The sequence below is a fragment of the Nocardia sp. NPDC004860 genome, from assembly GCF_040609015.1.
GTDB lineage: Bacteria > Actinomycetota > Actinomycetes > Mycobacteriales > Mycobacteriaceae > Nocardia.
On the sequence record NZ_JBEXJI010000031.1, the window covers coordinates 13,035 to 34,196 of the forward strand.

Genomic DNA, 21,162 nt, shown 5'->3' on the forward strand with positions numbered 1-21,162 from the left:
CGACCCGCTCCCTATGATAGTGATTCGCTATGGGCTGTCGCAGCTGCTCGAAGGTGATGGAGTGACGTTCGGATCGGGCGAGGGGCCCACCATGGACAGGCGCAGGTTCATACAGGGCGTCGGCGCGGCTGCGGCGACGCTGGGCTTCGCGAGCGCAGGCGCGGCCAAATCTGTCGCACGAGCCGACGATTTCGACCAGAGCTCGAAGACGCCGGAATATCGCACGCTGGTGCCGGAGATCTTCGAACCCCTGCCGGATCCCGCCGATCATGTACCGGCGATCGTCGTCGGATCAGGGTTCGGGGCGTCGGTCACCGCGCTGCGCCTGGCGCAGTCCGGGATGGACGTCGCAGTGCTCGAGCGCGGATCGCGCTGGCCGAATGATCCGTGGCGCACCATCTTCACCGTCGACACGATTCCGGATGGCCGCGGCTTCTGGCATCGCACCACCTTCACCGGGGTGAACAGGATCCCGCTTGCTTTCGATCCGTTCGGCGGGGTCCTCGATGTCTGCAGCTACCCGGGCATCGACGTGTGGCGCGCCGCGTGTGTCGGCGGTGGCTCGGTCGTGTTCACCGGGGTGATGATCGAGCCGGAGCAGCGGTTCTTCGATCACGTATTCCGCGGGGTGGTCGACTATCGCGAGATGCATGACGTCTACTACCCCAGCGTCCGAAAGATGCTGCGGCTCAGCCCGATACCGGACGACATCTACAACTCCTCCGCGTTCACGCACTCCCGCGCCTGGGACGAACAGGTCCGCGCGGCCGGATACACGCCGCAGCCCATCGACGGCATCTGGAAGTGGGACGTCATCCGCGACGAGCTGGCCGGGCGATCGACGGCGTCGGCGACGGTGGGCTGTTCGGACCTCGGCAATTCCAACGGCGCGAAGTTCGATCTGAACCAGAACTACCTGCTCGGTGCCGAGGCCACCGGCCGCGCCCGGATCTACCCGGGCCATCGCGTGGACACCATCGCCGAGGTGCCGGGAGCGCCGGGTCGCTATGCCGTCGCCGTGACCAAACTCGCCCCGACCGGCGAGGTGCTCCACACCCGGACCCTGACCTGCGACATGCTGTTCCTGGCCGCGGGCTCCCTGGGCACCTCCGAGCTGTTGGTGCGCGCGAGGGCGACCGGCGCGCTGCCGAACCTGAACGAGCACATCGGCGAGGGCTGGGGCAGCAACGGTGACGTCGCCCTGGCCCGGCCACTCACCGCGCTCGATATGGGCACGCAGGGTGCGCCGTCAGCGAGCCGGATTCTGGACGAGGCGGGCGCACCCGTGACGCTGGAGAACTGGTTCATCCCCGGCACGACGCCTTTCGACATCGGGCTGCTCGGATCGCTGGGCATCGTGCTCGACGACACCCGCGGCCGGTTCGTCTGCGATCCGGCGGACGGGCGCGTGGACCTGCTGTGGCCAACCGGCGGCGCCGCCAGATATCTCGCGCGAGCACGCGAAGTCAACAACACCATGATCAGTAAGAGCGGTCAGCTTTTTGCTCGATCGGGCCTGGATGCGGATGCGTCGTTCACCGCCCATCCGTTGGGCGGCGCAGTGATCGGGCGCGCGACGGACGAGTACGGCCGGGTGCGTGGTTACCGGAACCTCTATGTGATGGACGGGGCGGCGGTACCCGGGAGCACCGGAACCGTGAACCCCGCGTTGACGATCAGCGCGCTGGCCGAGCGCAATATCGAACAGATCATTCGTTCCGGCGGGTAGTGGAATAGTCCAGCGATACAGTCGAGAGCTGTGGACGAGACTCCGGTCGCACACCGTCGGCGGTCGCTCGCCGAGCGGGTGGCGATCCGGCTGCTGTACCCGACATTCCGGCCCACCGCGGAGTCCTTGCGGGAGGCCGTCGCGGGCAAGGTGGTGCTGGTGACCGGGGCCTCGCACGGTATCGGCAAGGCCAGCGCCCGGAAGCTGGCCGCGGCGGGGGCGGTGGTGCTGCTGGTGGCGCGTTCCCGGACCGAATTGGAACGGCTGGCCGCCGACATCACGGCCGCCGGCGGCGTAGCCCACGCCTGCCCGGCCGACCTGACCGACATGGATGCCGTCGACCGGCTCGGCCGGACGCTACTGGCCGAGTACGGACACATCGATGTGGTGATCAGCAACGCCGGCAAGTCGATTCGACGTCCTATCGCCGAATCCTACGACCGCTTCCACGATTTCACCCGCACCATCGACATCAACTATCTCGGCCCGGTGCGGCTGCTGCTGACTCTGCTGCCCGATATGCGCGCACGCGGGCAGGGGCACATCGTGAACGTCTCCACCTGGGGGGTGCTCATGCCGCCGAGTCCGCGCTGGTCGGCCTACGGTGCCTCGAAGGCGGCCTTCGACGTCTGGCTGCGCAGCGTCGCCGCCGAAATCGCCGGTGACGACGTCACCACCACCTCGGTCTACATGCCACTGGTGCACACCAGAATGAGCGCCCCCACCGACTTCGGCCGGATGCCCGGCCTGACCGTCGACGAAGCCTCCGACCTCGTCACGCACGCCGTCACCGCCAAACCCCGCGACGTCGCCCCGTGGTGGGCAGTCCGGGTCCAAGCCTGGTCCGCCGTCCACCGCGACCAGGTCCAGCGCTTGATGGAACGCAGGTTCAACCGCTGAAGACCGGACCGCGGCGGGCCGCGCGAGCGTGTCGTCGCCATTACTTTTCGGCGACATTCTTATGGCAAAGGTATAGCCATTGCATCGCGTCGGACAAGTTCGAAGGCCGACCGGCGCAAATGCAGGAATGGAGAGACATTTGGTCATGGAATCGAACGTGAGAAGTCACTGAATCGTTGCTGTTCGAACGCAGCGGATGTTCCCGTGAAGTCCTCGGGGAATGCCCAGTGCACTGCGCACCTTCCTAGTGGATATGGAAACTATCCCAGCGTGCGGCGGTGTACACGAACGTACCGATCGGCTTATACTGGCCGCGGTCGGGGTTGCAGGAAATTAAGGCGCGAATACAGCGCGGTCCAGGTTAGAGGGATGTAATGACTGCACCGCGACCGCAGCCCGACCCTGGCCGAGGATCGAGCGGAAATGCCGAGCCGGGCGCGTCAGCCACACAGTTGATACCGCTGTCTGCCGGGCAGCAGGGGTTGTGGCTGGCGCAGAAATTGACTCCGGATGTGCCGATATCCGAGGCGCAGTATGTCGAGTTGCATGGCGACTTCGACGGTGACCTGCTGCGCGAGGCGGCGATTCGAGCCGGCCATGAGTTCCAGTCGGGGTATCTGCGACTGGTCGAGATCGACGGTGAGCCGTATCAGCGGTACGACCCGTCGCTGAACATGACGGGACCGGTGATCGATGTCCGTGGTGCACCGGATCCCGTCGCAGCCGGCTTGGAATGGATGCGCCGGGAGTACACAGCGCCGCTGGATATGACCCGGGATCTGTTGGTCGCAACGGCGATTGTGCAGGTGGGGGATCGGCATTATCTGCTGTACTGCCGGAGTCATCACGTCGCACTGGACGGCTACGGCGCGATGATGATCGTGAACCGGATTGCCGAGTTGTACACGGCGGTGGTGCAGGGCCGTACCCCAGAGCCCAATCGGCCGGCAGACATCCGTGCCCTCTACGAGGCCGAGCGCAGCTACCGGGAGTCGAAGCGGTTCACCGATGACCAGGCATATTGGGTGAACAGGCTCGCCGATGTCGGCGAGGAGTCCAGCCTGGCCGCCGGGCAGGCGCCCGCGTGCGCGGACAGTGTTGTGGCAATCACCGAACTGCCGGCGGCGACGGTGGAGCGGATCGAACACTTGGCGGAAGTGGTGGGGGCGAGCCCGGCCGCGGTGGTGATCGCCGCATTCGGCTGTTATCTGGGCCGGAAGACCGGCCGCGACGACGTTCTGGTCAACATTCCCGTATCGGGTCGCACGACCGCCGTGCTGCGGCGATCCGCAGGGGTCTTCGTCAATGTGGCGCCGCTTCCGATCGTCCTCGATCCACGGGACACCGTCGCGGCACTGGCGCTGCGGGTGCAGTCCGATCTGGTGGGTGTGTTGCGGCACCAGCGGTGCGGCCTCCCCGACATTCGCACCGCCACCGGGACGCGCGGCGCCGAGCGCCGCTTCGCGGGCCCGGTCGTGAATGTCATGCTCTTCGACCAGAAGCTCCAACTCGGGTCGGTGACCGGCGAATTCCATATCCTCAGCTCCGGCCCGGTCGAGGATGTGCTGGTCGACGTGTATCGGACCGGGGATCCGCCGCGGACGCTCCTCCAGTTCCTGGCCAATCCCAACCTGTACACCGACTCCGAACTGTCGGCGCACAGCACCGCATTCGCGGAGTTCATCGACGAATTCGCCGCCGCCGCATCGGACACCGAGCTCGGACGGGTCCACCCCGGCAGCGCCGCCGAAAGCGCCGGGATCCGCCGCCGCCGCGAGAACCTGGCGTTCTGGCGCGACACCCTCGCGGATCTTCCCGAGGAACTTGGTCTGCCGTTCGACAGGCCCCGGCCGGTGGTGATGTCGAATCGTGGTGCGACTGAGGATTTTTCGTTGGATGCGGGGTTGGTTCGGGGGTTGGAGGATTATGCGCGGCGGCATGATTCTTCGTTGTTCACGGTGGTTCACGGTGCGCTGGCGGTATTGCTCGCGCGGATGAGTGGTGGCAACGATATTCCGGTCGGCACAGCGGTCGACGATGCGATCGGGATGTTCGCCGATACCCTGGTGTTGCGGACCGAGATCGATCCGGGGGAGTCGTTCGCCGATCTGCTCGGGCGGGTCCGGAAGGTCGATCGGGATGCGTTCGATCATGCCGATGTCCCGTTCGAGCACGGGGTGGACCAGCCGTCTCGGTCGCGACGTCCCTTGTGCCAAGTGATGCTGGCATTCCGGAACCCGAAACCTGTCGAACCGGAACAACTCGACCTCGAACTGCCGGCGGCCGGCCTCTCCAGCGAAATATCCTGCTTCGACCTGCAATTCATCCTGTCGGGCCACAGCGGCGGCGGCATGACCGCCGCGGTCACGTTCGCCACGGATGTGTTCGATGCCGCGACGATCGATTCTCTGACCCGTCGGTGGATCCGGATTCTGGAGTCGGTGGCCGCCGATCCGACGGTTCCGGTCGGGGCGATCGACGTGCTCGAGCCCGCCGAGCGCGCCGATCTGCTGGCACGTCATGGCGCGCCTGCGCTGGCACCGGTCACCCTGCCCGGGCTGCTGGCCACCGCTGTCGGTGTGGATCCCGATGCGGTGGCGATCGTGTCCGGCGGCCGGGAATTGAGTTACCGGGAGGTGGACGAGCGTTCGAATCGGTGGGCCCGGCAGCTGATCGAGCGGGGTGTCGGTCCGGAAGATGTTGTCGCGATCGGTATGCCGCGTTCCGCGGATTCGGTGCTGGCGGTGTGGGCGGTTGCCAAGTCGGGGGCTGCCTTCCTGCCGATCGATCCGGGCTATCCGGTCGAGCGCGTCGCCCATTTGGTGACCGATTCGAGGGCGGCGGTCGGCCTGACGGTGGCCTCCGTGCGTGCACGGTTACCGGATGAGATCGATTGGCTGACAGCGGATTTCCTCGATGAGGGCGATGATCGGCCGGTCACCGACGGTGATCGGGTGCGTCCGGTTCGTGTCGACGATATCGCGTATGTCATCTACACCTCCGGATCGACGGGGCTGCCCAAGGGCGTTGCTGTCACCCATCGGGGACTGAACAACTGCGCCACCACGCACCGCGATGCCATCAGCGTCGGAAACCTGTCCCGCACACTGCATCTGGCTTCACCGGGTTTCGATGTCTCGGTCCTGGAACTGCTGTTGTCGCTGTGCGCGGGCGCGACGATGGTTGTCGCACCCGGCGACAGCTTCGGCGGCGACGAACTCGCCGAACTCCTCGACCGCGAACATGTGAGCCACGTGTGTATTACACCCTCGGCACTGTCGACCATCGACCACACCCGTTGGCTGTTACCGGATTTGGGGCATCTGATCGTCGGCGGCGAAGGCGTCGGCACCGACCTGGTCGATCGGTGGAGTGGTGATCGTGAACTGTTCAACGAATACGGGCCCACCGAGACGACGATCGCGGTCACGCTGACCTCGCTGGCGGCAGGGGAGCTGGTCACGATCGGCCGCCCGATCCGCGGCGTTTCGACATGGATCCTCGATCAGCGATTGCAGCCGGTGCCGGTCGGTGTGGCGGGTGAGTTGTATGTCGCCGGTGGCCTATTGGCGCGTGGGTATTACCGCCGGGCCGGTTTGACGGCGGAGCGGTTCGTGGCCTGTCCGTGGTTGCCGGGTGAGCGCATGTATCGGACCGGTGATGTGGTCCGGTGGACGCCCGATGGTGCGATCCAGCATCTCGGCCGGTCCGACTTCCAGGTCAAGATTCGCGGTCTTCGGATCGAGCTCGGTGAGATCGATTCCATGCTCACGAGTCACGCGAGTGTCGGTCATGCCGCCACGATCGGCTATCGCGCCGCATCGGGAGCTCAGTCTCTGGTCTCGTATGTTGTTGCCGCGCCGGGGCATTCGATCGATACCGTGCTTTTGGCGGAGTATGTCGCCGATCGGGTGCCGTCGTATATGGTTCCGTCCTCGATCGTGGCGCTGGACCGGATCCCGTTGACACCCACAGGCAAGATCGATCGCAAGGCGCTGCCCGAACCTGTGTTCACCGACAACAAACCGTACCGGGCGCCGCGAACACCGATCGAGCACCTCATCGCCGAGACACTCGCCGATGTGCTCCACCTGGACGCCATCGGTATCGACGACTCCTTCTTCGCCCTGGGCGCAGACAGTTTGGTCGCGACCCGGGTCGCCGCGCGCCTGGGAGCCGCACTGAATATCGAAATTCCGGTGCGGCTGCTGTTCGATGCGTCCACGACCGCGGAACTGGCCACCCGGATGGAGCAGGAGGCGCTGACGGGGCGGCGGCCCCGCCCGCCACTGATCGCCGGTCCGCGCCCCGATCTCGTGCCGTTGGCGCCTGCGCAACAACGAATGTGGTTCTTCAACCAATACGACACCGCCTCCGGGGCATACAACATGCCGATCGCCCTGCGGCTGCGTGGCGAATTGAACGTCGACGCCCTGCGGCTGGCCCTGATCGACGTGCTGGCCAGACACGAATCCTTGCGAACGCGGTACCCGGATCACGACGGAATGCTGATCCAGGTCATCGAATCCGTCGACCACGTCGACCGGGAACCCACTCTGACAACGGTCTCGTTCAGCCAATTGGTCCCGGCGATAACCGAATTAGTGACCGAAGGCTTCGACGTGAGCACCCGGGCGCCGGTGCGCGCCCGGCTGTTCCGCGTGGCCGATGCGGAGGAACCGGAATACGTGCTGGCCGTCGTGGTGCATCACATTGCCGCGGACGGCTTCTCGATGGCACCGCTGGCTCGTGACGTGACGACCGCGTATGCCGCCCGGATCCGTGGTGAGGCCCCGTCGTGGACACCGCTGCCCGTCCAGTACGCGGACTATGCCCTGTGGCAGCGAGCCACCCTCGGCTCGCCGGATGAACCGGAATCGCTGTGCGCGCGGCAGATTCGATACTGGACAGAAGCACTGGACGGAGTTCCCGACGAGCTCTGTCTGCCGTTCGACAGGCCGCGGCCGGCGGTGATGTCGAATCAGGGTGCCACGGCGAACTTCTCGTTGCGTGCGGGATTGGTTCGCGCGTTGGAAGATGCTGCGCGGCAGCACAATTCTTCGCTGTTCATGGTGATTCATGGTGCGTTGGCGGTGTTGATCGCCCGGATGAGCGGGTCCGCCGATATTCCGGTCGGTACGCCGGTTGCGGGTCGTGGTGTGGCGGAGCTCGACGATATGGTCGGGATGTTCGTCAATACGTTGGTACTGCGGACCCAGATCGATCCGGGGGAGTCGTTCGCCGATCTGCTCGGCCGGGTGCGGCGGGTCGACCTGGATGCCTTCGACCATGCCGATGTCCCGTTCGAGCAAGTGGTGGATCAGTTGGTCACGCACCGATCCCAGGCTCGCCATCCGCTGTTCCAGGTGATGCTGGCATTCCAGAACCTGGAACCGGTGAAGCTGAAGCTGCCCGATCTCGAACTGTCGGTGGTCGACCTGCCCAACAACGTCTCCCGCTTCGACCTGCAATTCATCCTCTCGCAGGACCACGACAGCGGCGACATGGCCGTCGCGCTCACCTTCGCCATGGATGTGTTCGATACCGCGACGATCGATTCTCTGACCCGTCGGTGGATCCGGATTCTGGAGTCCGTGGCCGCCGATCCGACGGTTCCGGTCGGGGCGATCGACGTGCTCGAGCCCGCCGAGCGCGCCGACTTGCTGGCCCGTCACGGTGCACCTCCGGCCGCGCCCGTCACCATGCCCGACCTGTTCGCCGCCGCAGTCGGATTGGATCCTGATGCGACAGCGATCGTGGCCGGGGGGCGGCGGCTGAGTTACCGGGAGGTGGACGAGCGTTCGAATCGGTGGGCCCGGCAGCTCATTCGCCAGGGTATCGGTCCGGAAGATGTTGTCGCGATCGGTATGCCGCGTTCCGCGGAATCGGTGCTGGCGGTGTGGGCGGTCGCCAAAACAGGAGCCGCTTTCCTGCCGATCGATCCGAGCAATCCCGTCGAGCGCGTCGCCCATTTGGTGACCGATTCGAGAGCCGCTGTCGGCCTGACCGTGGCATCCGCGCGCACACGGTTACCGGATGACATCGATTGGCTGACAGCGGATTTCCTCGATGAGGGCGATGATCGGCCGGTCACCGACGGTGATCGGGTGCGTCCGGTTCGCGTCGACGATATCGCGTACGTCATCTACACCTCCGGATCGACCGGGCTGCCCAAGGGCGTCGCTGTCACCCATCGGGGACTGAACAACTCCACCACTGAACGTCGCGCCGCCCTCGGTATCGAAACCCATAGCCGCATACTGCATCTGGCCTCCCCGAGCTTCGATGTCGCGGTTCTCGAGCTGCTGTTGGCGTTGGGTTCGGGCGCGGCGCTGATCATCGCACCCGGCGACGCCGTGGGCGGCGACGAACTCGCCGGGCTCCTCGACCGCGAACACGTCAGCCACGTCCTGCTCACCCCCTCTGTCTTGTCCACGATCGACCACACCCGCTGGCCATTGCCGGATTTGGGGCATCTGATCGTCGGTGGCGAGAGCTGCCGCACCGAACTGGTCGAGCGGTGGGGTGGGAATCGTCAGCTGACGATCGACTACGGGCCCACCGAGACCACCATCACCGCGACGATGAGTTCCTCGCTGGTAGCGGAGGAGTCGGTCACGATCGGTGGACCGGTGCCGGGCGCCTCGACATGGATACTGGATCAGCGATTGCAGCCGGTGCCGGTCGGTGTGGCGGGTGAGTTGTATATCGCCGGTGGTCTATTGGCGCGCGGGTATCTGCGCCGCGCGGGTTTGACGGCGGAGCGGTTCGTGGCGTGTCCGTGGTTGCCGGGTGAGCGCATGTATCGGACCGGTGATGTGGTCCGGTGGTCGACCGACGGTGCGATCGAGTATCTGGGCCGGTCCGATTTCCAGGTGAAGATCCGGGGTCTTCGTATCGAGCTGGGTGAGATCGATTCGGCGCTGGCGGCACACGAGAGCGTTGGTCATGCCGTCACGATCGGCTATCGCGCCGATTCGGGAGCTCAGTCTCTGGTCTCGTATGTTGTTGCCGCGCCGGGGCATTCGATCGATACCGTGCTTTTGGCGGAGTATGTCGCCGATCGGGTGCCGTCGTATATGGTTCCGTCCTCGATCGTGGTGCTGGACCGGATCCCGTTGACACCGGCGGGCAAGATCGATCGCAAGGCGCTGCCCGAACCGGTGTTCGCCGACAACAAACCGTATCGGGCGCCCCGAACTTCGATCGAGCACCTCATCGCCGAGGCATTCGCCGGTGTGCTCCACCTCGACACCATCGGTATCGACGACTCCTTCTTCGCCCTCGGCGGGGACAGCATCATGTCGATCCAGCTGGTGAATCGGGCCAGAGCCGCCGGCGTGGTGTTCTCCCCACGCGACGTGTTCGAGCGCAAAACGGTCGCCGGTCTCGCCCAGGTCGCCATTCAGGAGGGCGCTGCGGAGACATCCCTGCCGGCGGAACCGCCCGGCGCAGGCGTGGGCCCGCTACCGCTGACACCGGTCATGCGAGAGTTGCTCGAGCGGGCGGGGCCGACCTGCGGCCGCTACTCGCAGGCGATGATGGTGGGCCTGCCGGCGGGGATCGACCGGCGGCAGCTGGCCGACGCCGTGCAGGCGATACTCGATCGGCACGACATGCTGCGTGCGCAACTGACCCCGGGCACCGACGGGCGGTGGACGTGGGAGGTGCTGCCGGCCGGAACGATTCGCGCCGACGACGTTCTCGTGCGGGTGCCGATGGAAGCGGGGCGCGGCGAGTTCCGCGTGTTGGCGGCGGCCGAGCTGGATGCCGCCGCGGACCGGCTCGACCCTGGAGCCGGGATCGTGACGCAGGTGGTCTGGTTCGACCCGGTGCACACCGCGGAGCCGGGCACGGTGCTGGTGGTGGTGCATCGTTCGGCGATCGATCGCGTCTCCTGGCGCGTGCTGCTCCCGGATCTCACGGAGGCGTGGACGCGGACCACCTCCGGCGAGCTACCCGATTCGGTCCCGACCGGGACATCGATGCGCAGCTGGGCGCGCGGGCTGGTCGAGGCGGCCCGACGCCCGGAGCGCGCCGCCGAGCTCGAATTGTGGCAGGCGATGACCGCCGGGAACGATCCGACGCTCGGGTCACGGTCCCTCGACCCCGCGATCGACGTGGTAGCGACCACCCGCACGGTCCAGGTCGACGTCGATCCCGAGACGACCGAGGCCCTGCTGACCGCGGTGCCCGCGGCTTTCCACGGCAGTGTGGACGACGGGCTGCTGGCCGCCTTGGCGGTGACGATCGCGAGGTGGCGGCGCGAGCACGAGACGGCGACTCCCGCGGACGTGACGATCCGTCTCGAAGGAAACGGCCGTGCGGAAGGCATTGTCCCGGGCTCGGATCCGGCACGGACGGTCGGCTGGTTCGCCACGAGTTTCCCGATGCGCCTGGATCTTTCGGGCATCGATCTCGACGATGCGTACGCGGGCGGACCGGCGCTGGGGGCAGCGGTCAAATCCGTCAAGGAACAGCTCCTCGCGGTCCCGGACCACGGGATCGGCTACGGCCTGCTGCGGTATCTCGACGAGGACGCCGGAGCGATCCTCGCCACCGCGCCGCCGCAGATCGCGTTCAACTATCTTGGCGCCGAAGCGATTCCGGCAGTCGGATGGGTGCCGGTGGACGTCGGCGATGCCTCGGGTGCGGCAGAGCTCGCCGGTACACAGCCTCCGGATATGCCGGTGCCGGCGGTGCTCGACATCAATGCCCTCGTCATGGACGACGCGAACGGGCCACGGCTGCAAGCGATCTGGTCGTATCCCTCCGGGGTTCTCACCGCTGACGCCGTGCGCGAGGTGGCGGAGTCGTGGCGCTCGGTACTGACCGCGCTGGCGGCGCATGTCCGCCGTGCCGGGAGCGGGGGACGGACGCCGTCGGATCTGGCGCTGGCCGGGCTCGGACAATCCGAGATCGAGCGGCTCGAGGATCGGTATCCGGCCTTGAGCGACGTCTGGCTCTTGGCCCCACTGCAACAGGGGCTGCTGTTCCATGCGCTGGTGTCCGAGCAGTCGGTGGATGCCTACATCACACAGCTGGTCCTCGAGCTGCGCGGCCGGGTCGATCCACGGCGCCTGCGCCGAGCCGCGCACGTGCTGCTCGACCGGCATGCGAATCTACGCGCCGCCTTCGTCATCGACGCCGGACCGGTACAGGTGGTCGACGACGACGCCGAGGCGCCGTGGACGGAGCTGGACCTGTCCGGGCTGGATGACGGTGCACGCGAACGCGAGTGGACGCGGCTCATGGCCACGGACCGCACCACCCGGTTCGACCCGGCGCGTGCCCCGCTGCTCCGCTGGATGCTGGTCACCACCGGGCCGGAGCAGTACCGGCTGGTGCTGACCAATCACCATCTGCTGCTCGACGGCTGGTCGACGCCGCTGCTCCTGCAGGAGCTGCTGGTGCTCTACGCCATCGACTGCGACGCCACGATGCTGCCGCAGGTGCGCCCCTACCGGGACTTCCTGACCTGGGTCGCCCGGCAGGACCCGGCCCCGTCGCTCGACGCCTGGGCCCGGGCGTTCGACGGCGCCGACGAGCCGACCCTGGTGGCTGCGGCCGATCCTCGCCGTCACTACACCGAATCGCGTGAGGTGCTCGGCGAACTCACCGAGGCGCAGACCGCGGAGTTGACCGGCCGCGCACGATCCCGCGGAATCACGCTCAACACCATGATCCAGGCGGCATGGGCAATCGTGCTGGGCACGTTGACATCCCGGCAGGACGTGACGTTCGGTGCGGTGGTCTCCGGACGGACCCCGCAGATCGCGGGTATCGAATCGATGATCGGGCTGTTCATCAACACGGTCCCGGTGCGCGTCCGCCTCGACGTCACCGAGACCCTCGGGCAACTGCTCGACCGCATCCAGGCGGAGCAGGCCGCTCTGCTCGATCATCAGTTCATCGGTCTGGCCGACATCGAGCGGACGGCCGGGCCGGGGGCGGTATTCGACACGGTGACGGTGTTCGAGTCGTTCCCGGTCGATCGTCACGGGTTGACCGCGGACACCGACATCGCCGGCATGCGGCTGGTCGACGTGACCGGCGCCGACGCGGCGCACTATCCGCTGGGCGTGGTCGGGCGCGTCGACTCGCGACTGCACCTCGAGATCAAGTACCTGCCCGAGCTCTTCGACCACGACACCATCGTGGCGACCCTGCGGCGGTTCGTGGGCGTGCTGGGCGACATTGCCGCCGACCCGGATCTGCCGCTGACCCGGCTGAATCTGCTGTCGCCGCAGGAATACCGCGAATTGGCGCCGGTATCAGGTGATCCCGCGATGCCGGAGCGGACACTGCCGGAGCTCTTCGCGGCGACGGTGGCCCGGGATCCGGGGGCGGTGGCGGTGGTGTGCGGGGACCGGCAGTGGACCTATGGCGAGCTCGATGCCGAGTCGAATCGGCTGGCGCGCTTGCTGATCGGCCGAGGTGCCGGGCCGGAGACGAGTGTCGCGGTTGCGTTGCCGCGCTCCTACGAGTCGGTGCTCGCAGTGTGGGCGGTGGCGAAGTCGGGGGCGGCATTCGTCCCGGTGGATCCGCGCAATCCCGGGGACCGGATCCAGCACATGCTCGGCGATTCGGGCGTCGCGACAGGAATCACGCTGTCGGAGTGGAGGAATCGACTGCCCGGATCGGTGCGGTGGCTGGTCCTCGACGAGCCGGCGCTCGAAGCGGAGGCGGCGGAGTCTCCCACCGTGCCGGTGACCGATGCCGAGCGAATTCGGCCGGTCCGGGTCGATCACGCCGCGTACGTGATCTACACGTCCGGCTCGACGGGCGTGCCGAAGGGCGTGGTGGTCTCGCACCGGGGGCTGGCGAACCTGGTGGCCGAGCAGTGCACGCGGTTCGACCTCGGGCCGGGCGCGCGGGTGCTGCATGCCGCGTCGCCCAGTTTCGACGCGGCGGTCCTGGAACTGCTCTGGGCGTTCGCGTCCGGCGGGCGGCTGGTGATCGCGCCGCCGACCGTTCTCGGCGGAATCGAACTGGCGCAGATCATTTCGCAGAACTCGGTGACCCACGCCGCGCTGACACCCACGGCCCTGAGCACGGTCGACCCGGCCGGGCTGCGGAACCTCGGGACCGTCGTGATCGGAGGCGAGGAGCCCCCACCGCAACTGGTGTCACGGTGGGCGCCGGGCCGGAAACTGTTCAACACCTACGGTCCGGCGGAGGCCACGATCCAGACCGATGCCGGTGCGCCGATGGTGCCGGGTGAGACGGCGACGATCGGCGGACCGATCCGCGGTGTCGGTGAGGTCGTGCTCGACGCGTGGTTGCGTCCGGTGCCGCTCGGCGTCGTCGGCGAGTTGTACCTCACCGGTCCGGGACTGGCTCGCGGCTACCGCAACCGGACGGGTCTGACAGCGTCGCGGTTCGTCGCCGACCCGTTCGCGGGTCGCGGGCAGCGCATGTATCGGACCGGGGACCTGGTGCGATGGCTGCGGCTACCGGAAGGAGGTCTGACCCTCGACTATGTCGGCCGGACGGACTTCCAGGTCAAGATCCGTGGCTTCCGTATCGAACTCGGCGAGGTCGAAGCGGGCCTGCTGGCCTACCCGGGAGTGGCTGCCGCGGTGGCGACCGTGCACCGCGGCTCCGGCACCAGCGATCGGTTGATCGGGTACGTGGTGCCCGAGCCCGGCGCCGACCTCGATCCGGTCGCGATCCTCGCGTTCGCCGGGCAGCGATCGGCCCCGCACATGGTGCCGGCGACCGTGATGGTGCTCGACACGCTACCCACGACGGAGACGGGCAAGATCGACCGCCTCGCGCTGCCCGAACCCGACTTCAGCACGGGCCGAACCGAATTCAGGGCGCCGGTCACCGAGATGGAGACGACGCTCGCGGGCCTGTTCGCCGAGGTACTGGGAGTCGGCACGATCGGACTCGATGACTCGTTCTTCGCCCTCGGCGGCGACAGCATCATGTCGATCCAGCTGGTGACCCGGGCCAAGGCGGCCGGTCTGGTGCTGTCCGTGCGTGAGGTGTTCGAGCGCAGAACGGTCGCCGGACTGGCCCAGATCGCGGTCCGCGACAGCGCCGCGGCAGCCTCCCTCCCGGCAGAACTGCCCGGCGGGGGCGTGGGGCCGATGCCGTTGACGCCGATCATGTGCTGGATGTTCGAGCGTGGCGAATTCGACCGCTTCTGCCAGTGGGTGATGCTCACGCTGCCGGCCGGCATCGAGCAATTTGCCATCGAGGCGACCGTGCAAGCGGTGATCGACCACCACGACATGCTGCGGGCCCGGCTACAACCCGACCCCGCACACCCATCGGGCTGGGCAGTGCAGGTGCAGCCGACCGGGCTATCCGCCGCCGGACTGATCCGGCGGGTGCCGGTCGATGCGGCGCCGGACAGCAGCGCGTTCGCCGCGATTGCCGACGCCGAGGCACGCGCGGCCGTCGAACGCCTCGATCCCGCCGCGGGAGTCATGCTCCAACTGGTCTGGTTCGACTGCGCCGGCGGGCCGGGCCGGCTGCTGGTCGTCGCACACCACCTGGTGGTGGACGGAGTGTCGTGGCGAATCCTCGTTCCCGACCTCGCGGTCGCCGGAGCCCAGGTGAGCGCGGGTCAACAGCCGCAGCTCATGCCCGTCGGTACGTCGATGCGTCGCTGGGCGCACGCTCTCGAGACCGCTGCCGCGAACCTCGATGAACTCGACCGGTGGCGTTCCACACTCGCCGCCGCTGATCCGCCGATCGGGACCCGCCCGCTCGACCCGGTCGTGGACCGGCAGGCCACCGTTGCCACCGTCCGGGTGACGCTGCCGACCGTGGTGACCCGCGCTGTACTCACCACCCTGCCCCGGGCGTTCCGCGGCAGTGTGGACGATGCCCTCATCGCGGGGCTCGCACTGGCGCTGACCCGGTGGCGGCGCCGCCACGGCGACGACGTCACCGACACGCTGCTCACTCTCGAAGGCCACGGGCGCGACGACATGGTTCTCCCCGGTGCCGACCTCACCCGCACTGTCGGATGGTTCACCACCACCTCCCCGGTGCGGCTCGACCTGTCCGATATCGACATCGATGACGCGTTCGCCGCCGGCGCCGCCGCGGGGGCGCTCGTCAAATCGGTCAAGGAACAACTCCGGCGGGTCCCCGGCCACGGGATCGGCTACGGGCTGCTGCGCTACCTCAACACCGATACCGCCCGCATCCTGGGCGCGCTGCCCGACCCCCAGGTGAGTTTCAACTATCTCGGCCGATTCGACACGATTCCCGACGCATTGCGCGACACCGGGTGGATGCCCGCCGGTGAGGATGCCGCCGGCGGCGCTCAGCACCCCGACGCATCCGCGGCAGCCGTGCTCGGCATCAACGCGGCCACCGAGGACACGCCGGACGGCCCTGCCCTCACCGCGACCTGGGACTACCCTGCCGGGCTGATCACCGCCGCCGAGGTCACCGACCTCGCGGAACTGTGGCGCGACGCGGTGACGGCGCTCGCGGCCCACGCGTCCCGGCCGGGCGCGGGCGGGCTGACGCCCTCCGACGTCGGACTCGTCGACCTCGACCAGGCCGCGATCGACCGGATCGAGGCCCGGTACCCGGAGCTGGACGATATCTGGCCGCTCACGCCGCTGCAGGCGGGCCTGTTGTTCCACGCCCAGCTCGCCGACGGCGCCCGCGACGACTACATCGTGCAACTCCGGATGGAACTCGGTGGGCGCGTCGACGCGGACCGGTTACGCCGCGCCGCACAGACTCTCATCGGACGGCATCCGAACCTGCGGACCGCGTTCGTTCAGGACGGTGCCGGTGAGCCGGTCCAGGTGGTGCACCGCCGTGTCGACGTGCCGTTCACCCGGATCGACCTCGCGGAAGGCGCCGACACCGCGGCGGTGCTCGATCAGCTCATGGCCGCCGACCGGCACTTCGACATGACCGAGGCGCCGCTGCTGCGACTGACGCTGATCAGCACGGCCCCCCAGCGGTACACGCTGCTGCTGAGCATGCATCACATTCTGATCGACGGCTGGTCCACTCCACTGCTGATCCGGGACCTGCTGATCCTCTACGCCGGCGACAGCGACCCCGGTGCACTGCCCCCGGTGCGTCCCTACCGCGACTACCTGATGTGGCTGCAGGCCCAGGATCAGGATGCGGCCGAAGCGGCGTGGGCACGGACACTCGAGGGCGTCACCGAGCCGACCCTGCTGGCGCATGCGGACCGCGGCCGCCAGCACACCGCCGCGCGCGAAATCCGGGTGGGGCTGAGCGAGCACCGCACCGCGGCCCTGGTCGCGGTGGCTCACCGGCAGGAGAGCACCCTCAACACCATCGTCCAAGCCGCCTGGGCGATCGTGCTCGCGAACGCGACCGCGCGCGAGGACGTCGTCTTCGGGACCACCATCTCAGGACGCCCCCCGCAGCTCCCCGGCATCGAATCGATGATCGGCCTGTTCGTCAACACCGTGCCCGTCCGGGTCCGGCTCGACTACGGCGAGAGTCTCGCTCAGCTGCTTCGGCGAATCCAGGCCGAACAAGCCGCGCTGCTCGACCACGACCACCTCGGACTCGCCCGGATCCAGCGGGTGACCGGGTTCGGCGCGATCTTCGACACCGTGACCGTCTTCGAGTCCTACCCGGTCGACACGGCCGGGTTGTCCGAGGACACCGACATCGCCGGGATGCATGTCCTCGACGTGCAGGGACGAGACGCCGCGCACTACCCGCTCGGCCTGATCGTCCATCTCGGCACCCGGCTGGAGCTGATCTTCGAATACCAGCCCGGACTGTTCTCGCCAGCCGAGATCGACGCCCTCGCCGGCCGGGTGCTGCGCGTGCTCGACGCCATCACCGATGACATCGATCTCTCGCTGCTGCGTGTCCAACTGCTGTCGTCGGATGAACTGGCCGCCTTCGCACCCGTTCGCGGCGGGCCCAGCGTGGCGACATCGACGTTGCCGCAGGTGTTCGCGGCCGCAGCGACGTCCGATGCGGACGCGTTGGTCTGTGACGGTGAACGGATGTCCTACCGCGAACTCGACGAAGTCTCGAACCGGTGGGCGCGGATACTGATCGACGCCGGAGCAGGACCGGAATCGTTTGTGGCCGTGGCGTTACCGCGCTCCATCGACGCCATGATCGCCGTCTGGGCGGTCGCCAAGACCGGCGCCGCGTTCGTGCAGATCGACCCCACCCATCCCGAAGACCGGATCAGCGGCATTCTCGCCGATGCCGGTGCCATCGCCGGGCTGACCGCCGAGACCCATCGAGATCGGCTGCCGGACACCACCACGTGGCTCAGCCTCGACAGTCCCGGATTCGCCGCGAAGGCAATGTCGTTGTCCGCCAACGCGATCGACGACTCCGAGCGCACGGCCACACTCCGGCCGGAGCATCCCGCCTACCTGATCTACACCTCGGGCTCGACCGGGACCCCCAAGGGCGTCGTGGTCACCCATACCGGGATTGCGAATCTGGCCGCCGAGGCGCGGGAGCAGTTCGGCCTCACCTCGTCCTCTCGAATGCTGGCCGCGGCCTCGCCGACCTTCGACGTATCGATCCTCGAATGGCTCAGCGCCGTCGCCGCCGGAGCCACCCTGGTGCTCGCACCGGAGCGTGTGGTCGCCGGCGCCGAACTGGCCGAGCTGATCGAGGCCGCACAGGTCACCCATGCGGCCGTCACTCCGACTGTGCTCGCATCGCTGCGCCCGGACGGACTCGATACCCTCCGCACCCTGTTCCTCGGCGGCGAGACATGCTCACCGGATCTGGCAACCCGATGGGCCCCGGACCGCACGCTGATCAACGCTTACGGGACGACCGAGACCACCATCCAGAGCTGCACCGACGTCCTCCTGACCACGACCGCCGACGGTCCGCCGCCGATCGGCGGCCCGGCCCGCGGGTTCTCCGCCGTCGTGCTCGACCGCAGACTGCGCCCGGTCCCGCCCGGAGTGGTCGGCGAACTGTATCTGTCCGGACCGGGCATCGCCCGCGGCTACCACGGGCAATCCGCGCTCACGGCAGCACGATTCGTTCCCGACCCGTGGGGGCCGGCCGGGACCCGCATGTATCGCACCGGCGATCTGGTCACCTGGACCGACGACCGGAGACTGCAGTACCTGGGCCGTAGCGATCTGCAGATCAAGGTCAACGGTCATCGCATCGAACCAGGCGACATCGAAACCGCGTTGTGCAGCCATCCCGACGTCTCGCGTGCCGCCGTCGCCGTCCACACCCGGCCCGACGGTGTCGACCAGCTCACGGGCTATGTGGTGCCCGCCCCGCACAGCACACCGGATGTCGCGGCGCTGACCAGGCATCTCGCTACCCGATTGCCCACCCACATGATCCCGACCGCCATCGTGACGCTCGACCGGATACCGCTCACGACCACCGGCAAACTCGATCACAACGCCCTGCCCGCACCCGACCTGCGCGGTCGGGCCCGGTTCCGGGCGCCGTCCACCCCGCTCGAGGCCATCGTGTGCGAAGCCTTCGGCCACACCCTCGGCGTCGAGCGAATCGGAGTCGACGATGGCTTCTTCGCTCTCGGCGGCAACTCGCTGGCCGCCACCCAACTGGTGGCGCGGCTCGCGGAGTCCACCGGTGTCACCGTGCCGCTGCCGTGGCTGTTCACCGATCCGACGCCGCAATCGCTGGCCCGCCGCATCGAGGGTCGCCGCGACGGCCTCGCAGGGCAGGACGTCGACGGACATGATCTCGCAGGGGCGCTCGCCGTGATGCTGCCGCTGCGCGCTGCCGGAACCGATCCGCCGCTGTTCTGTATTCACCCGGCGGTCGGATTGGCTTGGGGCTTCACCGGACTCGTGCAGTACCTCGATCCCGACCGTCCCGTCCGAGGGCTGCAATCTCCCGCGCTGTCCGACCCCACCGTCAGTTTCGACACCCTCGACGAACTCGCCGCCCGCTATGTGCAGGAGATCCGGTCCGTCCAACCGCACGGCCCCTACCATCTGCTCGGCTACTCGCTCGGCGGCACCATCGCGCACGCGATCGCGGTCCAGCTCCGCCGCGACGGCGACTCCGTCGCCACCCTGGCCATGATGGACACCCGCGTCGTCACGGCCGACAGCTTCCGGGGTCCCACCCCCTCCGTGTCGACGATGCTCGCCGAGTTCGGCGGTTTCTCCGTTCCGGACGGCGACACGGAGCTGACCGTCGAGACCGCGACCGAGTTGCTGCACCGGCAAGGCGGACTTTTCACCGAGGTGACCTCCGAGCATCTCGTGAGCCTGCAACGCGACTACACCCGGCTCATCGACCTCACCTGGAACCATCGGCCGGGACTGTTCGACGGTGATCTGATCTACTTCAGCGCCGCCGACCACCACGTCGACGGGTCCTCTCCCGCTCATGCCTGGAACGACCACATCACCGGTCGTATCACCGAGCACCGGATTCCCGTCCAGCACGAACGGATGACCGATCAGGATGCGCTCCGCGCCATCGGTTTCGTTCTCACCGAGCACTTCCGGTCCATCCACGCCGCCCCCACGGAGTCACAAACCCCAGCAAGGACAAGCCGATCATGAACACCGACCGAATCGTCGGAACACGTTCCGGCGTCGAGCCAGTCAACCTGTTCGACCTTGATGTGGCAGCCGGTAACGGCCTGCAACCTCACCTTGCCGAACTGCGCCGGTGGATGGTCGAATACCTGTGCCAATCCCACCCCGACCTGGGCCGGCCCGGCCATGTCTGCCCCTACACCAGCCACGCCATCGCACTGCGATCCCTGTGGGCCGCATTCATCCCCGGTCGTGACATCGACCGCTCGCGCATCACCGCAATGGTCGCCGACCTCTACGACCTGTTTCCCACCCTGCCACCCCGGACCGAACCCGATTCCAAACTCAAAGCCGTCATCGCGGTCTTCCCCGACCTCACCGAATACACCGACATCGACACCGTCCAGCACGACCAGAAAACCAAATTCGTCGAACAGGGCCTGATGCTCGGCCAGTTCTACCCCGGCTGCACCGTCCCGGGCCTCCACAACCCGTTCTTCCCCGCCCTGGACGCCCCCCTCCCCATGCTCGCCATCCGCTACATGGCCCCCACCGACTTCCCATTCCTCAGCTCCCGCCACGAATGGATGAACTTCTACCTCAAGATCTTCGCCCCCGCCATCCCGAAGTTCATCGCCACCGCCATGTCCGACCGACTCGTCGTAACCCCGGACGCCCCACCCGATCTCGGCTCGGATGGCCGGTAACGTCACCTTCCAACCAGCCATCTTCTATGGCGCGAGAAAGGTTCGGTTGCAACTGAATCGGGGAGAACGCACAACCGTCGCCGCAGCTTCGGACCCGTGAATGCGAGGGCGAAAGGTGAAAGATGTTGTGCACCAACGGTTGAGTGTCTCAATGCGGATCTGCCGCGCTCGCCGAACGACCCGCCGAGGCCGGGACCGTGCCGACTTGCACGCGACGCCATGTGCGCCGGCGCGACACGCAAGGTCATGGGTTCCCAGGCCGAGGTCACCCTCTCTGAGCGCGCGGTCAGCGGAGGTGCGCAACCGCTGCTGGTTCTGTCGGGACGCGGAAGTG

At 67.6% G+C, this 21,162-nt stretch carries 4 protein-coding genes; all 4 read left to right on the top strand.

The genetic code is table 11. The features are described 5' to 3' along the window. The first annotated feature begins 91 nt into the window (after positions 1–91). The 4 genes from ABZV44_RS37100 (at position 92) to ABZV44_RS37115 (ending at position 20,828) form a co-directional block, all read left to right on the top strand. Complete coding sequence (locus ABZV44_RS37100) at positions 92–1,729, top strand: GMC oxidoreductase (protein WP_354847362.1); 1,638 nt, start codon at positions 92–94, stop codon at positions 1,727–1,729. 30 nt (positions 1,730–1,759) lie between these two features. Then, positions 1,760–2,629, top strand: a complete 870-nt coding sequence (locus ABZV44_RS37105; protein WP_354847207.1) for an SDR family NAD(P)-dependent oxidoreductase — start codon at positions 1,760–1,762, stop codon at positions 2,627–2,629. 374 nt (positions 2,630–3,003) lie between these two features. Then, positions 3,004–20,145, top strand: a complete 17,142-nt coding sequence (locus tag ABZV44_RS37110; RefSeq protein WP_354847210.1) for an amino acid adenylation domain-containing protein — start codon at positions 3,004–3,006, stop codon at positions 20,143–20,145. After that, positions 20,142–20,828: a DUF6875 domain-containing protein gene (locus ABZV44_RS37115; protein WP_354847213.1), complete on the top strand. Its 687-nt coding sequence runs from the start codon at positions 20,142–20,144 to the stop codon at positions 20,826–20,828. The genes ABZV44_RS37110 and ABZV44_RS37115 overlap by 4 nt, the downstream gene beginning before the upstream one ends. The last annotated feature ends 334 nt before the right edge of the window (positions 20,829–21,162 follow it).